This window comes from Allobosea sp. UNC402CLCol (assembly GCF_000745475.1).
Lineage (GTDB): Bacteria > Pseudomonadota > Alphaproteobacteria > Rhizobiales > Beijerinckiaceae > Allobosea > Allobosea spartocytisi.
The window spans coordinates 1,022,838-1,043,261 of record NZ_JQJJ01000008.1; the positions used below are offsets into that span (position 1 = coordinate 1,022,838).

General features: G+C 66.4%; 20 protein-coding genes. 10 read left to right on the forward strand and 10 right to left on the reverse strand.

Features of this window, described 5'->3' with window-relative positions; genetic code table 11:
* The first annotated feature begins 16 nt into the window (after positions 1 to 16).
* The 3 genes from iolD (at position 17) to iolB (ending at position 3,734) form a co-directional block, all read left to right on the forward strand.
* Positions 17 to 1,867 (forward strand): 3D-(3,5/4)-trihydroxycyclohexane-1,2-dione acylhydrolase (decyclizing), encoded by a 1,851-nt coding sequence (gene iolD, locus GY40_RS06920; protein WP_156115889.1) that lies wholly within the window; start codon positions 17 to 19, stop codon positions 1,865 to 1,867.
* A 32-nt stretch (positions 1,868 to 1,899) separates the two neighbouring features.
* Positions 1,900 to 2,784 carry a myo-inosose-2 dehydratase gene (iolE, locus tag GY40_RS06925; RefSeq protein ID WP_038359709.1) on the forward strand — a complete coding sequence of 295 codons (885 nt, stop codon included), beginning with the start codon at positions 1,900 to 1,902 and terminating at the stop codon, positions 2,782 to 2,784.
* 152 nt (positions 2,785 to 2,936) lie between these two features.
* Positions 2,937 to 3,734 carry a 5-deoxy-glucuronate isomerase gene (gene iolB / locus GY40_RS06930; protein ID WP_038359711.1) on the forward strand — a complete coding sequence of 266 codons (798 nt, stop codon included), beginning with the start codon at positions 2,937 to 2,939 and terminating at the stop codon, positions 3,732 to 3,734.
* A gap of 165 nt (positions 3,735 to 3,899) precedes the next feature.
* On the opposite strand, the gene GY40_RS06935 is transcribed toward iolB, so the two are convergent.
* Positions 3,900 to 4,214: a DUF4156 domain-containing protein gene (locus GY40_RS06935; protein WP_038359714.1), complete on the reverse strand. Its 315-nt coding sequence runs from the start codon at positions 4,212 to 4,214 to the stop codon at positions 3,900 to 3,902.
* A 281-nt stretch (positions 4,215 to 4,495) separates the two neighbouring features.
* On the opposite strand from GY40_RS06935, the gene GY40_RS06940 reads away from it, so the two are divergent.
* Complete coding sequence (locus tag GY40_RS06940) at positions 4,496 to 4,795, forward strand: hypothetical protein (RefSeq protein ID WP_038359716.1); 300 nt, start codon at positions 4,496 to 4,498, stop codon at positions 4,793 to 4,795.
* A gap of 104 nt (positions 4,796 to 4,899) precedes the next feature.
* Here GY40_RS06940 and GY40_RS06945 read toward each other — a convergent pair whose 3' ends face one another.
* On the reverse strand, positions 4,900 to 5,577 hold the full coding sequence (locus tag GY40_RS06945; protein ID WP_038359717.1) for a hypothetical protein: 678 nt from the start codon (positions 5,575 to 5,577) through the stop codon (positions 4,900 to 4,902).
* 175 nt (positions 5,578 to 5,752) lie between these two features.
* Here GY40_RS06945 and GY40_RS06950 point away from each other — a divergent pair, with 175 nt between their 5' ends.
* From GY40_RS06950 to ybaL, 3 genes are all read left to right on the forward strand, one after another.
* Complete coding sequence (locus GY40_RS06950) at positions 5,753 to 5,962, forward strand: hypothetical protein (RefSeq protein ID WP_038359720.1); 210 nt, start codon at positions 5,753 to 5,755, stop codon at positions 5,960 to 5,962.
* Positions 5,963 to 6,108: 146 nt separating this feature from the next.
* Entirely contained in the window at positions 6,109 to 6,429 is a 321-nt protein-coding gene (locus tag GY40_RS06955) for a polyhydroxyalkanoic acid system family protein (protein WP_038359722.1), read from the forward strand.
* Between the two features lie 194 nt (positions 6,430 to 6,623).
* Positions 6,624 to 8,504: a YbaL family putative K(+) efflux transporter gene (gene ybaL, locus GY40_RS06960; RefSeq protein ID WP_081925197.1), complete on the forward strand. Its 1,881-nt coding sequence runs from the start codon at positions 6,624 to 6,626 to the stop codon at positions 8,502 to 8,504.
* 154 nt (positions 8,505 to 8,658) lie between these two features.
* Here the strand turns inward: ybaL and GY40_RS06965 are convergent, their stop codons facing one another.
* The 3 genes from GY40_RS06965 to GY40_RS06975 all read right to left on the reverse strand — a co-directional run bounded on the left by GY40_RS06965 (position 8,659) and on the right by GY40_RS06975 (position 11,144).
* On the reverse strand, positions 8,659 to 9,075 hold the full coding sequence (locus GY40_RS06965; protein ID WP_038359724.1) for a DUF3830 family protein: 417 nt from the start codon (positions 9,073 to 9,075) through the stop codon (positions 8,659 to 8,661).
* Between the two features lie 213 nt (positions 9,076 to 9,288).
* Entirely contained in the window at positions 9,289 to 10,362 is a 1,074-nt protein-coding gene (locus GY40_RS06970) for a patatin-like phospholipase family protein (protein WP_051987587.1), read from the reverse strand.
* Positions 10,359 to 11,144, reverse strand: a complete 786-nt coding sequence (locus GY40_RS06975; protein ID WP_038359726.1) for a 3-hydroxybutyrate dehydrogenase — start codon at positions 11,142 to 11,144, stop codon at positions 10,359 to 10,361. Before GY40_RS06975 ends, GY40_RS06970 begins: the two co-directional genes overlap by 4 nt.
* 113 nt (positions 11,145 to 11,257) lie before the next feature.
* Between GY40_RS06975 and GY40_RS06980 the strand changes: the two genes are divergently transcribed.
* The 3 genes from GY40_RS06980 to GY40_RS06990 all read left to right on the forward strand — a co-directional run bounded on the left by GY40_RS06980 (position 11,258) and on the right by GY40_RS06990 (position 15,138).
* Positions 11,258 to 11,806, forward strand: coding sequence for a Fur family transcriptional regulator (locus tag GY40_RS06980; protein WP_038359728.1), 549 nt, complete (start codon positions 11,258 to 11,260; stop codon positions 11,804 to 11,806).
* 13 nt (positions 11,807 to 11,819) lie between these two features.
* Positions 11,820 to 13,094, forward strand: a complete 1,275-nt coding sequence (ispG, locus tag GY40_RS06985; RefSeq protein WP_038359730.1) for a flavodoxin-dependent (E)-4-hydroxy-3-methylbut-2-enyl-diphosphate synthase — start codon at positions 11,820 to 11,822, stop codon at positions 13,092 to 13,094.
* A 79-nt stretch (positions 13,095 to 13,173) separates the two neighbouring features.
* Positions 13,174 to 15,138, forward strand: coding sequence for a potassium transporter Kup (locus GY40_RS06990; protein ID WP_081925201.1), 1,965 nt, complete (start codon positions 13,174 to 13,176; stop codon positions 15,136 to 15,138).
* A 207-nt stretch (positions 15,139 to 15,345) separates the two neighbouring features.
* On the opposite strand, the gene GY40_RS06995 is transcribed toward GY40_RS06990, so the two are convergent.
* The 5 genes from GY40_RS06995 to GY40_RS07015 form a co-directional block, all read right to left on the reverse strand.
* A complete protein-coding gene (locus tag GY40_RS06995) occupies positions 15,346 to 16,272 on the reverse strand; it encodes a DMT family transporter (RefSeq protein WP_051987588.1) in 927 nt (308 codons plus the stop codon).
* A 95-nt stretch (positions 16,273 to 16,367) separates the two neighbouring features.
* Positions 16,368 to 16,850 carry a MarR family winged helix-turn-helix transcriptional regulator gene (locus GY40_RS07000; protein WP_038359732.1) on the reverse strand — a complete coding sequence of 161 codons (483 nt, stop codon included), beginning with the start codon at positions 16,848 to 16,850 and terminating at the stop codon, positions 16,368 to 16,370.
* A gap of 102 nt (positions 16,851 to 16,952) precedes the next feature.
* Positions 16,953 to 17,534: an NAD(P)H-dependent oxidoreductase gene (locus GY40_RS07005; RefSeq protein ID WP_038359734.1), complete on the reverse strand. Its 582-nt coding sequence runs from the start codon at positions 17,532 to 17,534 to the stop codon at positions 16,953 to 16,955.
* Between the two features lie 2 nt (positions 17,535 to 17,536).
* A complete protein-coding gene (locus GY40_RS07010) occupies positions 17,537 to 18,961 on the reverse strand; it encodes an FAD-binding oxidoreductase (RefSeq protein WP_038359736.1) in 1,425 nt (474 codons plus the stop codon).
* A complete protein-coding gene (locus GY40_RS07015; protein ID WP_038359737.1) occupies positions 18,958 to 20,289 on the reverse strand; it encodes a cytosine deaminase in 1,332 nt (443 codons plus the stop codon). The genes GY40_RS07010 and GY40_RS07015 overlap by 4 nt, the downstream gene beginning before the upstream one ends.
* Positions 20,290 to 20,424 lie beyond the last annotated feature (135 nt).

The following is a 20,424-nucleotide window of genomic DNA, read 5'->3' on the forward strand; positions in this document are numbered from 1 at the left end:
TCCGTCTCGGAGACAGATCATGAGCACCGTCCGCCTCACCATGGCGCAGGCGCTGACGCGCTTCCTCGCCGCGCAGATGACCGAGATCGACGGGCAGCGCCTGCCGATCTTTGGTGGCGTCTGGGCGATCTTCGGCCATGGCAATGTCGCCGGACTCGGCGAGGCGCTCTGGCATGAGCGCGAACGCCTGCCGACCTTCCGCGCCCATAACGAGCAGGCGATGGCCCATGCGGCGATCGCCTATGCCAAGGCGAACATGCGCCGCCGCTTCATGGCTGCGACCACCTCGATCGGCCCCGGCGCGACCAACCTCGTCACGGCCGCGGCGCTCGCTCATGTCAACCGCCTGCCGGTGCTGCTGCTGCCGGGCGACGTCTTCGCCAACCGCATTCCCGATCCCGTCCTGCAGCAGGTCGAGGATTTCGGTGACGGCACGGTTTCGGCCAATGACTGCTTCAAGCCCGTCTCGCGCTATTTCGACCGCATCACTCGGCCCGAGCAGATCATCCCGGCGCTGACCCGCGCCATGCAGGTGCTGACCGATCCCGCCGAATGCGGCCCGGTCACGCTCGCGCTCTGCCAGGATGTGCAGGCCGAAGCTTACGATTACCCAGAGAGTTTCTTCGACGAGCGTCTCTGGACGCCGCGCCGTCCGCGCGCCGACCGCGCCGAACTCAAGGCCGCAGCCGACGCCCTGAAATCTGCGAAGAAGCCGCTGATCGTCGCCGGCGGCGGCGTGCTCTATTCCGGCGCGAGTGACGAATTGGCCCGCTTCTCCGCCGCGACCGGCATTCCGGTCTGCGAGACGCAAGGGGGCAAGTCCTCCCTACCGGACAATCATCCATTGAACATGGCGGCCGTCGGCGTGACCGGCACCGCGGCCGCGAATCGTCTCGCGGCGGAAGCCGACTTGATCCTCGCGGTCGGTTCGCGCCTGCAGGACTTCACCACCGGCTCCTGGACGCTGTTCGGCGCTGCCGGAAAGACGATCATCGGCCTCAACGTCCAGCCCTTCGACGCCGGCAAGCACCGTGCCCTGCCGCTGGTTGCCGACGCCCGCGAGGGCTTGGCCGAGCTGGCCGAAGCCATCGGCAGCTGGAAGGCCCCGGAAAGCTGGACCGCCAATGCCAGGTCCGGCAAGGCCGAGTGGCGGAAGGAAGCAGATCAGGCGACCGGAGCCAGCAACGCCGCCCTGCCCTCGGATGCGCAGGTCATCGGCGCGGTCCAGCGCACGCTCGGCTCGGACGTCATCCTGCTCCATGCAGCAGGCGGCCTGCCCGGCGAATTGCACAAGCTCTGGCAGGCCGGCGCGCCCGGCTCCTACCATGCCGAATACGGCTTCTCCTGCATGGGCTACGAGATCGCCGGCGGGCTCGGAGCCAAGATGGCGCGGCCCGACAAGGAGGTCGTCGTCATGGTCGGCGACGGCTCCTATCTCATGCTGAATTCCGAGATCACGACCTCGGTGATGCTCGGCCTCAAGCTCACCATCGTCCTGCTCGACAATCGGGGCTTCGGCTGCATCAACCGCCTGCAGATGGCGACCGGCGGCCAGAGCTTCAACAACCTGCTCAAGGACTGCCGGCACGAGACCCTGCCGGAGATCGACTTCGTCCAGCACGCTGCCAGCATGGGCGCGATCGCGGTGAAGGCGGCCTCCATCGCCGAGCTCGAAGCCGCGCTGGCGCAGGCCAAGGCCAACGCCCGCACCACCGTCGTGGTCATCGACACCGACCCGCTGATCTCGACCGGAGCCGGCGGCGCCTGGTGGGATGTGGCGGTGCCGGAGGTCAGCGAGCGCGAGCAGGTCCGCGCGGCGCGGGCGAGTTATGAGAAGCTGCGCAAACACCAGAACATCGGCAATTGAAGCCGTTCCTATAGGCGAGAAAGACCCCTGACATGATCCGCATCGGCGCGAACCCCATCGGCTGGTCGAATGACGACATGCTGGAGATCGGCGGCGACATCCCGCTCGAGACCTGCCTGAAGCAAGCCCGCGAGGCCGGCTTCACCGGCATGGAACTCGGCAACAAGTTTCCGCGCGAGGCCGGCAAGCTCAAGCCGATCCTGGATGCCCACGGCCATGCCCTGGTCTCCGGCTGGTATTCCACCGAACTGCTCGTCCGCGACGTCGCTGCCGAAATGGAAGCGGTGAAGGCTCATGCGACGCTGCTGCGCGACATGGGCTGCTCGGTCCTGATCGCGGCCGAGACCTCGAACGCGATCCATTCCGACATCGCCAAGCCGCTCTCGGCCAGGCCCGTCCTGCCGAAGACGCGCTGGGACGAGTTCGGCGCGCGCTACACCAACTTCGCCGAAGCGCTGAAAGCGGAATACGGCCTCCAGCTCGTCTATCACCACCATATGGGCACGGTCGTGCAGACCGAGGCCGAGATCGACCGCTTCATGGGCGTCACCGGCCCTGCCGTGGGCCTCCTGCTCGACACCGGCCATGCCACCTGGGGCGGTGGCGATCCCGCCCGCATCGCCCGCCACTGGAAGGCGCGCATCCACCATGTCCACTGCAAGGACATCCGCGAAGCCGTGATGTGGCGCTCGAATCGCGAGGACTGGTCCTTCCTCGAATCCGTGCTCGCCGGCGTCTACACCGTGCCTGGTGACGGGCTGATCGACTATGTCCGCGTGCTCAGGGAGCTGCAGGGCTATTCCGGCTGGATCGTGGTCGAGGCCGAGCAGGACCCGAAAAAGGCCGAGCCCGCGGCCTATGCCAAGCTGGGGCATGCCAATCTGGTGCGCTTCATCCAGGAAGCCGGGCTGGCCTGAACATCCTCCACCGTCATTCCGGACAAGCCGCGAAAGCGGCGCCGATCCGGAATCCATCGGAGGCCGATGCGCTTTATGATGGATTCCGGGCCTCCGCTGCGCTGCGCCCGGAATGACGCCCTGATTGAACACGACTGCTTGAGGAAGCACCGATGTCCCGTCTCAAGGTCAAGCCCAACGGCAGCCATGGCCGCGTCACCCATGTCACGCCGGAAAGCGCCGGCTGGACCTATGTCGGCTTCGACCTGCATCGCCTGAAGCCGGGCGAGACCGTTTCGGCGCAGACCGGCGACCGCGAGACCTGCCTCGTCTTCGTCACCGGCAAGGGCAAGGCCACGGCCGGCGGCGAGAACCTCGGCGAACTCGGCCAGCGCATGAGCCCTTTCGAGGGCAAGCCCTGGTCGGTCTATCTCCCGGAAGGCTCCGCCTGGTCCGTCACCGCCACCACCGATCTGGAACTCGCGGTCTGCACGGCACCGGGTCTCGGCGGCGGACTTCCCGTGCGCGTCATCCGCCCCGACGATCTCGGTCAGGAGGTCCGTGGCAAGGGCTCGAACACCCGCCATGTCACCAATATCCTGCCAGAGACCGAACCTGCCGATTCGCTGCTCGTCGTCGAGGTCATCACGCCCGCCGGCAACACCTCGAGCTATCCGCCGCACAAGCACGACCAGGACGACCTGCCGCGCGAAACCTATCTGGAAGAGACCTACTACCACCGCCTCAACCCGCCCCAGGGCTTCGGCTTCCAACGCGTCTATACCGACGACCGCAGCCTCGACGAGGCCATGGCCATCGAGGACGGCGACGTGGTGCTGGTGCCCAAGGGCTATCACCCCTGCGCCACCTGCCACGGCTACGATCTCTATTATCTCAATGTGATGGCCGGCCCGAAGCGGAGCTGGAAATTCCACAACGCGGCCGAGCACGAATGGCTGCTGAAGGGATGAGCCCGCCTCGCGGCGCGATTGTCCGCTCGCCGCGCCGGTCCTTCGAATAAAGGACGGTTTCGCTCCGCTTTGCCGCTTTGATCCGGGCTGTCACCCAGCGATCGGCGGGAAGCGAGAGGAATGAAGCGTCACAGCATCGTCGCCGTAGCAGCCGGAGGCGAAACCCTAGCCCGGATTGCACTTGTAGACGGTGCCGGTCGTCTTGCCGCCGGCCCATTTGATGTCGGCGACTTCGGAGAAGACATGCGTGCCGCCCATATCGGCGCCGCGAATCTTCAGCCGGTTCAGCGTCAGCTCGCGCATCTTGTCGAGCGGCACGACCGAACCGAAACCCGAATCGCCGTCGATCTCGCCGAGCTTCTGGCAGTTCTCGATCACGCCCTGCGTGTTGGTGACCACCACGATGCTGGTGCGCGAGGTCTGGTAGGCGCAGGCGCCGAGCAGAAGCATGGGCAGAAGGATCAGGAAACGCGGCTTCATCGTCACGGCCGGATGGTCTCTCTCGGAGGTATCGAACGCATGATCCGCCGCTTTGACACAAAAGCAAGCCCGACGCCAATCGGGAAATGCTCCGGCGGCTGACGGTTGCAAGTCTCCAAAGCGGAAGACCTTCGCCGCCTCCCGCCAAGAACCGGATACGACACTATTGTCACAAAACAGCCGTGCGAACTTAACTCAAACACGATGCCCATTCTTGACCTGCCAACGCGGCTGCTCTTAAGTCTCCAGCAGGCCAATGGGAGGCTGAAAAGGAATAAATAATGCGTAGCATTTTGATCGTTGGTGCGATGGCCGCTCTTCTCGCCGGTTGCCAGACCGCGCAGGAATCGATGGCCGACGCGGAAGTCACCTGCGAGTCCCAGGGCTTCCGCCCCGGCACCCGCGCCTACCAGCAGTGCCGTTCGGCGAACTATGTCGAGAATCGCCGGGCCTCGAACGAGACCGGCAATGCGGTTGCGGCCGGCGTGGCCGCCGGCGTCATCGGCGGCGCCCTCGTTGCCGCCGACAACCGCGCTTACTACGGCCGTGGTTATTACGGCCGCCGTGGCTACTGGTGGTGAGATAGCGAGGCGCCTTCTTTCGGAAGGCACCTCCTTCTTCCAGGATATCCCGGTCCTGCGGCGCTCGGCGTCGCAGGACTTTTTTTGTGGCCTATCGGAAAACGTCAGCGCCGCGCGGCCCGCTTGCGCGCCGGAGCCGTGGCCGGCTCGCTGACCGAGGCCGACGTCAACAGCGAACCGATCACATAAACGGCAAGCCCCAGGCCGATCAGCGCCGCCACCGGCTCGCGTTCGGCCCGCTTCGCCAGCATGCGCCCGCCGAGATCGGCATAGCCGCGTGCCCGCGCCGCATAGTCGCTGGCCTGGTCGGCATAGTCGTCGACCTGGCCCCGCTGGGAGCGCAGCCATTTGCCGCCGGCCCGCAACACCTGATTCCCGGCATCGGCCGCTTCCGATCCCTGGTCTTGCAGCCAGCTACGCCAGCGTCCGTAATCCGGCTGGTAGCGTTCCCAGCGCGAAGCAGGCTCACGGCTGCGCAAGGCAGCCCAGGCGATCAGCCCGACGCTCAGCGCACCGAGCCCGAAAGCCGCCAGCGGGTGCCGCCCGACGGCGCCGGCCACGGCCTGCCCACCCTGACGGGCCGTCTCCATCGGATCGGCCTCGCTGACGGCATCGGTCACGGCCTCTTTCGCGCGGGTGTAATGGTCCTTGACCACCTCGCCGGCCTTGTCGGCCATCTCGCTCGCCTTGCTGCGCAGGCTGCGCACGGTGGCACCCGCCTCCTCGCGCATCTCCTCCGCATCCTTCGGCACATCGGGCGGGAAGCTGTTGGTCATCGCCATCGGGAACACTCCGTTTCTGGACAGGGTTACGAGGTGAACCGGCGATCGGAAGATGGGTTCCGCCCGAGGCAGAAAAACGCACCGTCATCGATGCAGGATGTTTCGGCCATCACCGCGTCAAGATTGGATGCGATCTGAGCCTGCAACAGGGGCATCAAACGAGAAGGAGACGCTTATGCACGTTCAGCACCTCCAGATCGCGCATCCCTCCATCCTCTCGGATCCCGAATGGATCGCGCTCGAGAGCATCGAGGAAGAAACCCGGCATTTCATCTTCGATGAAACCATGCTTCACGCTCTGGAAGGCCGCGGCCTGGTCAAGTCCGACGGCTCGATCTGGCGTGTCACCGAAACAGGTCAGAAGCGGCTGAGCGAGCGGAGCTGATCCGCCTCTTTGGCCTCGGACGGGCTGGCGCGGATCTGAAGCGCGGGCCCGGAAACCTGCCGATCGCTGCACCGGCGCTGGACATCCTCCGGCGCCGTTGCCATGTGCAGGCAAGCCCCGTGAACCGAAACCTCTTCCGGAATGCCATGGCGAAGCCTGTCTCGATCACCATCTCGCATGATCTCGGCCGCGCAGCTGCGCTGGATCGCCTGCGGGGCGGCATCGACCGCATCCGCGACCGGCTCGGCATGGTCAAGATGCAGCTCGTCGAGGAGCGCTGGGAAGGCGACAGCCTGTATTTCGGCGTCGCGGCGCTCGGTCACACCGTCCATGGGCGGCTGGATGTCGAGGACGCCCTGGTGCGCGTCGAAGTGACGCTACCCTGGATGCTCGCCGTCTTCGCCGAGAAGCTGAAGATCGGCGTCGAGAAGCAGGGACAGATCCTGCTGGAGAAGCCAAGGGCCTGAGCCAGGCCGGCCCCGCCGCCCGCCCGCATCGCGCCGGTCTCTCCCCGCCGCGGCGAACGCCTTGCCTCGCGCCTAAAAAAACTGCCGCCCAGGCACAAAGGTTCCACGTCTTTCGGTTGAAATCGCCGCCGCAAATCCCCATCCTCGAAATCATTCCACAGGCTTGATTTTTACGTTCGGATTTCGGGAGAGACATGCATCACGGCCCGCTGATCGCCATCATTGTCGCGGGCCTCGGCCTTGCTTTCGTCTTCGGGGCCATCGCCCAGAAACTGCGCATCTCCCCGCTGGTGGGATATCTTCTCGCCGGCGTCGCTGCCGGCCCGTTCACGCCGGGCTTCGTCGCCGACCAGAACCTCGCCAACGAACTGGCTGAGATCGGCGTCATCCTGCTGATGTTCGGCGTCGGCCTGCATTTCTCGCTGAAGGATCTGCTGTCGGTCAAAACCATCGCCGTTCCCGGCGCCATCGCCCAGATCGCGGTCGCGACCCTGCTCGGGCTTGGCCTCGGCCTGCTGCTCGGCTGGAACTGGGTTGCCGGCCTCGTCTTCGGCCTCGCGCTCTCTGTCGCCAGCACCGTGGTGCTGCTGCGCGCGCTGCAGGAGCGCCGGCTGGTGCAGACGGAAAAGGGCAGGATCGCCGTCGGCTGGCTGATCGTCGAGGATCTCGCGATGGTGCTGGCTCTGGTCGCGATCCCCGCCGTCGCCAGTGCGATCAACGGCGGACAGTCCGGCGGCCCCTCGCCACTCTCGGCACAGTTTGATCTCGGCCTGTGGGGCGTACTCGGCGTCACCGTCGCCAAGGTCGCCGCCTTCATCGCCTTCATGCTCATCGTCGGGCGCAGGGTCATTCCCTGGGTGCTGCACTGGGTCGCCCATACCGGCTCCCGCGAGCTGTTCCGGCTCGCCGTGCTAGCGGTCGCGCTCGGCGTCGCCTTCCTGTCGGCGACGCTGTTCGGCGTCTCCTTCGCGCTCGGCGCCTTCTTCGCCGGCATGATCCTCTCGGAATCGCCGCTCTCCCAGCGCGCCGCCGAGGAGACCCTGCCGCTGCGGGACGCCTTCGCCGTGCTGTTCTTCGTCTCGGTCGGCATGCTGTTCGACCCCGGCATCCTGCTGCGGGCGCCATGGGCGCTGCTCGGAACGCTCGCCATCATCCTGATCGGCAAATCGGTCGCAGCCTGGCTGATCGTGCGCGCCTTCGGCCGCTCGAACGCGGTGGCGCTGACGATCTCGGCCTCGCTGGCGCAGATCGGCGAATTCTCCTTCATCCTCGCCGGCCTCGCCGCCAGCCTCGGCATCCTGCCGTCGCAGGGGCGCGACCTGATCCTCGCCGGCGCGATCCTGTCGATCCTGCTCAACCCGCTGATGTTCGCGCTGATCGACCGGCTCGGTGCCGACACCGGCGCCAAGCCCAAGCCCGCGGCCGACGCGCCCGAGGCCGATGCCGCGGCGCCCGCCGCCCAGCCTGCGCCGGCCGTGGAACCGGAGCGCGACGTCATCCCGACGAGCCTGTCGAACCATATCGTAGTGGTCGGCTATGGCCGCGTCGGCAGCCTGCTCGGCGCGGGGCTGCTGGCGCAAGGCGCCAAGCTCCTGGTGATCGAGGACAACCCGGACGCCATCGCGACGGCGAAGCGCGACGGCGCCGAGCTTCTCATCGGCAACGCAGCCGACCCCGAGGTGCTGGCCGCTGCCGCGGTCGGCCGTGCCACGCGGCTTTTCGTCGCCATCCCTGGCAGCTTCGAGGCCGGGCAGGTCTGCCAGCAGGCGCGCACGGAAAACACGACCCTGCCGATCGTCGCCCGCGCCCATTCGGATGCGGAGGTCGAGCATCTGACGAAATGCGGCGCGACGCTGACCATCATGGGCGAGGCCGAGATCGCACGCGCCATGCTCTCGCTGTGCGGCAATCTGAACGCCGCGACGGGCGCGCCCCGAAGCGGCGACGGCGAGGCTGCGGCGGACGCGCAGGCCCGACCCGATGTCGCCCCTCCGGCCGATGCTCCCGCCATGCGGGAGAAGCCGAACACCAGGGCGGAATTGCCACCGCCGGCCGATACCTCGACGGCGGCTTGAAGCGTCATCCCGGCCGCAGCGAAGCGGAGAGCCGGGATCCATGCCTGAACCCCGACCGGAAGCGCTCCGGCATGGATCCCGGGTCAAGCCCGGGATGACGGTGAGGCTCGACCGCGAGCCGGCGACCGCCACCGCGATGGCGGCCTGACCGCCCTCAGCCGACGAGTTCGAAGCGGATGTCGTGCGCGCCTTCGTAGAGCGTCTTGCGGCCGAGCGCGTAGAGGTTCTCCAGCCCCTCGGTCAGGGTGATGAAGTGGTTGCCGGAGAGCTGGCCCGCCTTGCTGGCGAACTGCACGCCGCCATAGGCGAGCAGGATCTCGGTCTCGCTGACGCCGCCCGGATAGAGGATGATGTGCCCCGGCGCGGGATAGCTGGTGTTGTTCTCGTAGCCGACACCGAAATCGAGATCGCCGAGCGGCATCCACACGCCCTCGCCGCTCCAGCGGACATGGACGATCTTGCTGACGAAGGGCAGATGCCGCAGGAAGGCGGCGCAGGTCTTCGGGGCCGCCTCGAGCTCGAACTTTCCGCCGAAGGTGTACGGGCCGGCGGTGACGACAAGTTTCTGCATGGGATGACCGTCTCTCTAAAAGGGAGCCTGAGGTTCCGGTGAATGGCATTGCGGGCCAGTCCTGCGCAAGCGGTGGCGGCGGAACAGGTGCGAGGCCGAAAAGCGAAGAATTCGCTGCGTGCGCCATCCGCGAATGCATCGAGCCCTCATCCTGAGGAGCCGCAAAGCGGCGTCTCGAAGGATGAGGACTGAAGGTCCGGACAGCCGGAGCCTTCAGGTAATCGCCTCCTTCAGGTCGAGCGTGCCGACCTTGCCGATGGCGTCGTAGTTGCGTTTCAGCCAGCGCTTCGCCGCCGCCCGGCCCATATCCCTGAGCCGGAGCAGGAAGTCCCATTCCGCATTCATGCGGGAGGAGGAGGTCAGCTCCGCCAGGGGCGGGCCGCCGTCGATGCGATGCATCAGCACGCGCTTGTATTCGTCGCGCGGCAGCTTGCCGTCGTCGATGAGGCGATTGACGAAATCGATCGCCCTCAGCTCGCGCAAAAGCGAAGCGTTGAAGGTGATCTCGTTCAGCCGGTCCTGGATTTCCCGTGCCTTGGTCGGCAGTTCCCGCCGCTGGATCGGGTTGATCTGGACCAGCAGGATGTCGTCGCAATGCGCCTTGTAGAACAGCGGGAACAGGGCGGGATTGCCCATATAGCCGCCGTCCCAATAGGCTTCGCCATCGATCTCGACCGCCTGGAACACCATCGGCAGACAGGCCGAGGCCATCACATGGTCCGGCGTCAATTGCGCGCCGTCGAACACCGCGATCTTGCCGGTTCGCACATTGGTGGCGGCGATGAACAGCTTCACGGCGTCCTGCGCCCTGACCTTCTCGAAATCGATCAGGTCGGCGACGACGCCCCGCAGCGGATTGATGTTGAGCGGATTGACGTCGTAGGGGCTCGCCACCTTCGAAAACATCTCGAAGAACAGCATGCCCGGCGGTGTTCCCGTGCTATTGCCCCAGGCGCCGAGCATGGTGTCGATCAGCGAGCGTTCCGAGCCGCCATATTTGCCGTCGACGCTGATCGCCCGCCAGAAGGTTTCGAGCTTGGCGCGGGCACCGTCCGCGCCACCGTCGAGCCAGCCCTCGGCCAGCACGACGGCATTCATCGCGCCGGCGCTCGTCCCGGTCAGCGCCTCAATGCCGAGGCGCCCATCTTCGAGGATCACGTCGAGCACGCCCCAGGTGAAGGCGCCATGCGCGCCACCACCCTGCAAGGCGAGCGAGACGGTCTTCTCCGCTTTCGGTCCCGCCAGGCCCTTGACCGGCTCCGAGCGGCGGTGCGGGCGCCCGCTCACGCGGCGGTCCAGCCGCCATCGATCGGCAAGGTCGCGCCCGTGATCGACTTCGCCGCATCGGTGCAGAGGAACAGGGCGAGCGCCGCCACCTGCTCGACCGTGACGAATTCCTTGGTCGGCTGGGCGTCGAGCAGCACGTCGTTGATGACCTGCTCCTTGGTCATGTTGCGCGCCTTCATCGTGTCGGGGATCTGCTTCTCGACCAGCGGGGTCCAGACATAGCCCGGCGCGATGGCGTTGACGGTGATGCCCTTGGTCGCGACCTCGAGCGCCACCGTCTTGGTCAGGCCGGCGATGCCGTGCTTGGCCGAGACATAGGCGCTCTTGAACGGCGAGGCGACGAAGGCATGCGCCGAAGCGGTGTTGATGATGCGGCCCCAGCCCTTTTCCTTCATCTTCGGCAGCGCGGCGCGAATGGTGTGGAAGGCCGAGGACAGGTTGATCGCGATGATCTGATCCCATTTCTCCGGCGGGAACTCGTCGATCGGCGCGACATACTGGATGCCGGCGTTGTTGATCAGGATATCGATGGCGCCGAAGGCCTTCTCGCCCTCGGCGATGAAGCCGGCGATCTCGGCGGGCTTGGTCATGTCGGCGGGCGAGAACACCACCTTGATACCGAATTCCTGCTCGAGATCGGTGCGCAGCTTCTCGGCATCGGCTGGGGGCATGATGCCGTTGATGACGAGATTGGCGCCTTCCTTGGCCAGTGCGCGGGCATAGGCGAGCCCGATGCCGGAGGTCGACCCGGTAATGGCGGCAGTACGGTCTTTGAGGAACATGAGCGTCAAGGCTCCTGACAATCGGGGAGAAAATGCTTAGGTTCGGGTTCGAACGAGGCAATGCACCGACACGATATCGCCGCACGTTGCCCGATGAGTCTTTGCAACGCAACATGACGAAAATGCAGTCGAACGCGCATCATCACGGCGAACATGACCATGCGTCGCATACGCATGGCGACGAAGCCTGCCGCCATGCGGTGGACCACCGCCAGCACGCGGCGGAGGCGCTGGCCCGCGCCGAAAGGATCTGCCGGGAACGCGGCCTGCGCCTCACCCCGATCCGGCGCAAGGCGCTGGAGGCGCTCCATGCCGACCACCGGCCGGTCGGCGCCTATGATCTGGCCGACCGCATCTCGCCGGAAGGCGGGCGCCGGCTGGCGCCGATCTCGATCTACCGGGCGCTGGACTTCCTCGTCGAGCAGGGCTTCGTCCACCGGCTCTCCTCGAAGAACGCCTATGTCGCCTGCCTGCACGGGCATGGTGCGAACGAGGTCGTCGCCTTCCTGATCTGCGAGGTCTGCGGCGGCGTCGATGAGGATTCTTCGCCCGCGATGAAGAAAGCGGTGGCGGCGATCGCCGAAACGCGGCAATTCTCGCCCTCGCATCAGATGGTCGAGATCGTCGGCCGCTGCGAGCATTGCCGGAACGCCGGCCCGTGATAGAGCAGCCCGCATGAACGAGCGCGCCTTTTCCTATCTGACGCCGGAACACGCAGGCCCGCTGGCCCGCCAGCTCACCGTCCCGGTCAAGGTCGGCCATGTCACGGTCGGCGGCGGGGCACCCATCGTCGTCCAGTCGATGACCAATACCGACACGGCCGATATCGCCGCCACCGTCGCGCAGGTCGCTGCGCTGGCCCGGCAGGGCTCGGAACTCGTGCGCATCACGGTCGATCGCGACGAGGCCGCCGCCGCCGTGCCGAAGATCCGCGAAAGGCTCGACCGCATCGGCGTCGACGTGCCCCTCGTCGGCGACTTCCACTATATCGGCCACAAGCTGCTGGCCGACCATCCGGCCTGTGCCGAGGCGCTGGCGAAATACCGGATCAATCCGGGCAATGTCGGCTTCAAGGACAAGAAGGACAAGCAGTTCGGCCAGATCGTCGAGATGGCGATCAAGCACGGCAAGCCGGTGCGCATCGGCGCCAATTGGGGCTCGCTCGACCAGGAGCTGCTGACGGCGCTGATGGACGAGAACGCCCGTTCGCCCCGTCCGCTCGATGCCCGCGCCATCATGCGCGAGGCCATGGTCCAGTCGGCCCTGCTCTCGGCCGAGCGCGCCGAGGAGATCGGGCTCGGCCGCGAATACATCATCCTTTCGGCCAAGGTCTCCGGCGTGCAGGACCTGATCACGGTCTATCGCATGCTGGCGAGCCGGGCGAACTACACCATCCATCTCGGCCTGACCGAGGCCGGCATGGGCTCGAAGGGCATCGTCGCCTCCTCGGCCGCGCTCGGCATCCTGCTGCAGGAAGGCATCGGCGACACCATCCGCTATTCGCTGACGCCGGAGCCGGGCGGCGACCGCACGCTCGAGGTCAAGACGGCGCAGGAGCTGCTCCAGACCATGGGCTTCCGGGCCTTCGTGCCGCTCGTCGCCGCCTGCCCCGGCTGCGGCCGCACGACCTCGACCGTGTTCCAGGAGCTCGCGCGCGATATCCAGAACTGGATCTCGAACTCCATGCCCGAGTGGAAGACGCAATATCCCGGCGTCGAGAACCTCAACGTCGCGGTGATGGGCTGCATCGTCAACGGCCCCGGCGAGTCGAAGCATGCCGATATCGGCATCTCGCTGCCGGGCACCGGCGAGGCACCGACGGCCCCCGTCTTCGTCGACGGCAAGAAGGTTGCGACCCTCAGGGGCGCCGGCATCGCGGAGGAGTTCAAGGCCATGGTCGCAAACTATATCGCCCACCGCTTCGGTACCGGGCTCGGCGCAGCCGGCTGACCGCTCCCTTTGCCAGCCGCCTGCGTTATGGTAGAGGCCCCGGCCTTCCGCTGCACTGCAGCACGAGCGGAGATCCCCAATGGGGCATGAACAAACGGGTCTTTCGACCGTCAGGCCGGAAGACTCCCGTTTCGGTCTGGACGATGGCCATGGTGCCGCCGGCGGCCCCGGCCACGGCAAGCACGGCTATACCGCGCTCGCCCTCGGGGCTCTCGGGGTCGTCTATGGCGACATCGGCACGAGCCCGCTCTACGCGCTGCGCGAAACCCTGCTGGCGGCCACCGGCGGGCAGGAGAATGTCGTCATTCCGCCGACGGTCGTCATCGGCGTTCTGTCCCTGATCCTCTGGTCGCTCGTCATCGTCGTGACGCTGAAATATGTCGTCCTGCTGATGCGGGCCGACAACAACGGCGAAGGCGGCATCCTCACGCTCGTGGCGCTGGCGCAGCGCGCCTTGGGCCGCAACCGCAGCCGGGCCGCTCTGCTGCTCGGCATGATCGGCGCCGGCCTGTTCTATGGCGACACCGTCATCACCCCGGCGATTTCGGTGCTCTCGGCCGTCGAGGGCGTCAAGCTGGTCACGCCCGTGCTCGACGACTACATCCTGTGGATCGCCTCGGCGATCCTGATCGGCCTGTTCGTCGTGCAGAGCCACGGCACCCAGCGCGTGGCGACCTTCTTCGGCCCGATCATGCTGATCTGGTTCGTGACGCTGGCCGGACTCGGCATCTACCACATCGCCGACGACCTCACGATTTTCCGCTCGATCAACCCCTATTACGCCCTGATGTTCTTCCACGACCATGCCGGCGTGGCTCTTGCGGTGCTCGGCTCGGTCTGCCTGGCGGTGACCGGGGCCGAGGCGCTCTATGGCGATATGGGTCATTTCGGGCGCGGGCCGATCCGTGGCGCCTGGCTCTATGTCGTCTTCCCGGCGCTCTGGCTCAACTATCTCGGCCAGGGAGCGCTGATCCTGTCCGACCCGAGCGCCATCGACAACCCGTTCTACCGGCTGGCACCGGAGGGCTTCCTGCTGCCCTTCGTCGTGCTGGCGACGGTCGCGACCATCATCGCCAGCCAGTCGGTGATCACCGGCGCCTTCTCGCTGACCCGTCAGGCGATCCAGCTGGGGCTGCTGCCGCGCATGGAGATCCGCCACACCTCCGAGCAGACCTCGGGCCAGATCTACGTGCCGCGCGTCAACCTGATGCTGCTCATCGTCGTCCTGATCCTGGTCTGGTCGTTCCGGACCTCGTCGAGCCTGTCACACGCCTACGGCATCTCGGTCTTCGGCACGATGGTGGTCTCCTCCATGCTCGCGGCGATCGTCATCCGGCGCCACTGGGGCTGGAGCCTGCCGGCCACCGCGGCGATCATTCTGCCCTTCCTGCTGGTCGACCTCTCCTTCTTCTCGGCCAACATGCTGAAGCTGTTCCATGGCGGCTATGTGCCGGTGCTGCTCGCCATGGCGCTGACGGTGGTGATGTGGACCTGGATGCGCGGCACCAAGATCCTGTTCGACAAGACCCGCAAGACGGATGTGCCGCTGCTCGAACTCGTCGGCATGCTGTCGAAGAGCCCGCCCGCACGCGTCAAGGGCATGGCGGTCTTCCTGACCAGCGATCCCGAGACGGCGCCGGCCTCGCTCCTGCACAATCTCAAGCACAACAAGGTGCTGCATGAGCGCAACGTCATCCTGACCGTGCGCTCGGTCGACACGCCCCGCGTCGCCGAGGAGGAGCGCGTGCGCCTCTCCCGCATCACCGACGATTTCTGGCGCGTCGATCTGGTCTACGGCTACATGGAGAGCCCGAACGTGCCCAAGGGGCTGGCCATGCTGCGCAAGCAGGGCTTCAAGTTCGACATCATGTCGACCTCGTTCTTCCTCTCACGCCGCTCGATCAAGCCCTCGCCGCAATCGGGCATGCCGGTCTGGCAGGACAATCTCTTCATCAGCCTGACCAAGAGCGCGACCGACGCGACGAGCTTCTTCCAGATCCCGACCGGCCGCGTCGTCGAGGTCGGCACGCAGGTCACGGTCTGAGCGGAAGTCCGAACGCGCCTCGTCATTCTCGGGCGGAGCGAAGCACAGACCCGAGAATATCTCGCTCAGGAAATGCTCGGGTCAAGCCCGAGCATGACGACCCGCTACGCTCGATCCAGCCGCACCGTGTCGCCTCTTCGCACGTGAGCACCGGACGCGCGGAAAACGCCGTCAGTCGGACACCGCAGCAGGGTTGCCGGGAGCCTCTCAGTCCAGCCGCGCCGAACTCGCCTCTTCGGGCACATGCCGTACTCGCTCGCGATAGAGCAGGTAGAGGCCCGAGGCGATGACGATGCCGCCGCCGATGAAGGTCCAGCGATCGGGCAATTGCCCGAAGACGAGCCAACCCATCAGCACCATCCAGACGAGCTGCGAATAGATGAAGGGCGCCAGCACCGTCGCCGGCGCCAGCCGATGCGCCAGGATCAGCATCCAGTGCCCGACGGCGCCGAAGAAGCCGGTCGCGAACAGCGCCGCCCAGGCGAGAGGTTCCTGCGGCGTCGTCCAGACGAAAGGCAGGACCGGCAGCAGCGCCAGCGTGCCGGCGAGCCCGGAATAGACCATCGTGGTCTCCGAGGAGTCGGAGGCCGCCAGCACCCGTGTCGACAGCGCATAGAAGGCGTAGCAGAAGCAGCCGGCGACCGAGAGCAGCGCCGCCGGATGCATCCCGCCCACGCCCGGGCGCGTCACCACCAGCACGCCGAGGAAACCGATGCCGATGGCCATGAGGCGGCGCGGTCCGGGCCATTCGCCGAGCAGCGGCCCCGACGCCAGCGCGACCAGGAAGGGCGCCGCGAACATGATCGAGATCGTCTCGGCGAGCTGCAGATAGCGCAGCGCGAAGAAGTTCAGCACCGTCGAGGCAAGCAGCATCAGCGAGCGGAAGAATTGCAGCCAGGGCCGCTTGGCCCCGAGCACGCCGGGATGGCTCCACGGATTGATCAGGAAGGAGACCAGCGTGACGCTGACGCCGTAACGCGCGAAGGCGACGAGCAGCGGGTCCATGCCGTGGAGGCCGAGCCATTTCGCGTTGGTGTCGAGCAGGGCGAAGCAGATGACGGCAGCGCACATCAGGCCAATGGCCGTCAGGCGCGCGCGGCGCGCCTCGTCGACGTTCTGGGAAGGCGCAGGCAAGCCCGCCTCGCTATGATCTGAGCGAATGAGGAGATCAGGCTTAAACGATTTGAGGCGGCCTGCCAGCACCGGAACGCATGCGCTCCATGCATCAATCAGGCGTCGCTATCGGCCTCTTCACCATCGATCTCGGGATCGTCATGGTCGGCGCCGGCCTTGGAGAGGCCCTTGGCCGCCTTGCGCAGCAGCTTGCGCAATTGCTTGCGCTCCTTGCCATCGAGCTTGTCGAGCAACTCCTCCTCGACATCGTTCCAGACCGCGTCGAGCTCGGCCGCCGTCTTCTGCCCGGCTTCCGTCAGCGCGACCTGCACCAGCCTGCCGTCCCGATTGCCGCCCTCGCGCGTCACCAGACCCTGCAGCGAGAGCCGGCCGATCGTCTTCGAGACGGTCGGCGGCTTGACCCTGAGCAGCGAGGCGAGCTCACCCATCGTCATCGGTGCCGGCTGCAACGCCTTCAGCGCCTGCTCCTGCCCGGGGAAGAGGCCGAGCCCGTTCAGCTTTTCGCCCATCCGCGAGCGATGCAGCCGCGCTGTCACGAGCAGGGCGCGACCGACGCTTTTCTCGAGAGCCTTGGTCATGGAGCCATCCTTCGGCGGATCCTTGCGCGGATAAGGAAGACGCTTCGCCGGCTGCGTATTCGCCCGCCAACATGACAGACAGATGACAATCCCATGTCGGTCTTAAAAGACCGCGACTTTCGCCGCGACTTTTTGCAGGAAGGCGGCGCGGCTTTCGGGCGTGGCGCGATTCATGCCGTAATGCGCCAGATAGAGCGTCCGCACCGCCGGATGGCAAACGGCCCGCAACGCCCGGCAAACCAGCCTGCGCGGCGGATTTCCCATCAGAAAGGCCGTCCAGCGCGTGGCTCCATAGCTCGTCACTGCGACGAGTTTGCGAATGTTGCCGAGCGCCGGCTCGACCTTGCCATCGACGAGCTCGAAGGAGACGCCCGGCAGGAAGACCCGGTCGAAGAACCCCTTCAGGATCGCCGGATAGCCGAAATTCCAGACCGGAAAGCACAGCAGCAACGCGTCGGCCGCCTGCAATCGAGCGACATAGCCGGCAACGTTCGATCTGTTGCTGGCTGTGTCGTGATAGAAGCGGCGCTCGTCGGGGCTCAGAACCGGATCGAACCCCTCGGCATAGAGGTCGCAGTCATCGACCTCGTGCCCGGCCCGCCTGAGCCCCTCGACGACCGTCCGGTGCAGGGCGGCGCCATAGCTCTCCGGGTCGGGATGGGCGAAGAGGACGAGCACGCGCATCGTCAGCCGGCCCCGGCTTCGGACAGGCTGCGGAACAGGAAGGTCTTGCCCGAGCGGTAGTCGTAATCCGGGTCCTCCCAGGCGATCATCTTGCCGGGGTTGAGCAGCCCCTGCGGATCGGCCTCGCGCTTGAAGGCGAGCTGCGTCTCGTCGGTCTGCTTCATGCCGCCCTCCTCCAGCGTGTAGCGATGCGGGTTGAAGATCGGTGCGCCCATCTCCTCATGGATGGCGATGATCTCGTCCAGCCGCTCCTCCGTCGTGAACCGCAATAGCGGCAGGCCGAAACAGGTGATCTTGCCATCGAAGCGCACGAATTCGAGATGCGCGATGAGCTCCTCGCCGAAGCGCTGATGGATGGCCTCGACCAGTTCGACCTGATCCGGGAAGGGATAGAGCACCTGCAGATAGGTGATCGCCGGATCGACCCGCAGCGCGCGCAGCGTCGTGTGGTTCCAGCCGAGCTCGTAGGCCGGCGGCAGCCCCTTGGCATCCTCCGGTGAGAGCGTGTCCGAGCGCAGCAGGAGCTCCGCGCCCCGGAAGCGCCGCACATAGGCGCAAAGCGCATCGACAGCGAAATCGGCAGCCATGACGACGACGAGATGGCTGTCGCGCGGCAGGAACTTGCGATGGCGCAGGAAATAATCATGCGGCGCCGGCGCGGCAAAGACGCTGAGGTTCTTGAGCGCGAGCCCGTCCTGCTCGCCGACCGCATTGGCGAATTCGGTCGCAACGCGCAGGTTTTCGAAGCCGACGATGACATCGACCCAATCATAGGCCGGGCCGAGCGGCATCTCGACCTCGGTGATGATGCCGTTGGTGCCATAGGCATGGGCGACCTTGTGCAGGTCCTCGCCCGCGAATTCGAGCAGGCGCGGGCTGGTCTCCATCGTCGCGACCTTGAGCCGGATGATGTTGCCCCAGTCGCGCAGCCCGCCCCATTTGATCGAGCCGACGCCGCCCGAGCCGCCGGCGATGAAGCCGCCGATCGAGGCAGTCTGATAGGTCGAGGGGTGCAGCCTGAGTTCCTGCCGCGAATGCGCCCGTGTCTCGTCGTCGATGCGGGCCATGATCGCGCCGGGCTCGGCGACATAGCGGCCGGCGCCGATCTCCTTGACCTTGTTGAAACCGGCGAGATCGAGCAGCACGCCGCCGGAAAGCGGCATCGCCTGGCCGTAATTGCCGGTGCCGGTGCCGCGCGGCGTCACGGGAATGCCGAGCGCGTGGCAGGCGGCGAGCGTCTGAATGACCTCCGCTTCGCTCGTCGGAGACACGACGATATCGGCCACGACCTGATCGAGCTGGCGCTTCAGCACCGGCGAATACCAGAAGAAGTCGCGGCTCTTCTGTTTCACCAGCGCCGGGTTCTCCTCGGTGCGGACGCCACTGATGCGGGCTTTCAGCCCCGCGATGTCGTAGCGGCTCGTCATGATGCTCTACCCATCAGATGATCCAGCTCGCGGTAATCCGGCAAGGTCCGGTCGATCGCCCTGCCCGCGACCAGCACGCTGCGGTCCCCCTGCGGCCGGGCGAAGAACTCGGTCCAGCTCCGCGCCCGCGTCACGATGAAATCGGCCGGCCCGCCCGCCGCCAGCATGCCGACGCCGTCGAGCCCCATCGCCGCCGCCGGCGTCCGTGCCACGGCGCAAGGCCAGTCCGAACCGGAATGATCGAGCTGAAGGATGCGCGTCGCCTCGCGCAGCACCTCGACGAGGTCGAGATCGCCATAGGCATAGAACGGGTCGCGGGTGTTGTCGGAAGCGACCATCACCGGCACACCGGCCGCCTTCAGCTCATGCAGCGCCGTAACCCCGCGCCAGCGTGGCGTGCGGCCCATCTGCCGGTCCTGCAGGTAGAGGTTGCAGAGCGGCAGCGAGACCACGGCGATGCCGGCCTCCTTCACCTTGCCGATGATCCGCGCCTCGTCCTCCGGTGCCTGCAAGCTGAGCGAGCAGCAATGCCCGCACAGGATCTTGCCCGTGAAGCGGTGCCGCAGCGCCGCATCGGCGATGTGCTCGAGCGAGCGGGCTGCCGGGTCGTTGCTCTCGTCGACATGGAAATCGAGATCGAAGCCGTTCTCGCTCGCCGCCCGGAACAGGAAGTCGAGCGCCCGGTCGAGCTCCGGGATCATGTAGGTGACGCAGCCGAGAAGCCCGTCGCCATGCATCTTCACCGCCGCGATCACTACCGCCATATGCGCCGGATCGAGCGCCTGCTCGACGCCGAACAGCGGCGAGGCCTGCAAGGAGATGCGCCCGGCCCAGCGCTCCCGCATCTCCGCATAGACCGGCCAGGAAATACCAATCTGTTTGCCGAGCGAATCGAGATGCGTCCGGATCGCGGCGGTGCCATGGGCAAAGGCCGTGCGCAGCGAGAAATCCATGCGCGTCCGGACATCCAGCGCCGACCAGTTCGCCTCGCGGTCATTGGCGACGGCAGCGAGCGCGCCCGGAAACGTCCCGTCCGGATTGGGACTGCGCGGCCAGATATGACCCTTGTCGAGATGAGTGTGGCAGTCGACGAGACGCGGCAGCACGATGCCGCCCTCGAGGTCGAGCGTCGGCCGATCGTTCGTCAGCGTCTCGGTTCCCGCCGGCAACAGCGATTCGATCCGGCCATCGGCAATCGCAAGGTCGATCCGGGCAAGCCCGTCACGATCCGCGGCGAAGGAGCCGCCATCGATCAGGCAAAGCGGCGCGCTCATATTGAGCAGGCGGAAGGCGGATGCATCCGGAAGCGTGGCGAAACCCGTCGTCACTTCCGCACCTCCCGCATCGGCCCTCCGCTACTGGATATCGGCCCGCCCTGTGCCCCGCAAGCGCAACCGCCGCAGGGCCCATGGCGCAGAAGGCCACGCAGCCGTCGCATCCGGGCTTGTCCGTGCGGGCGGGAT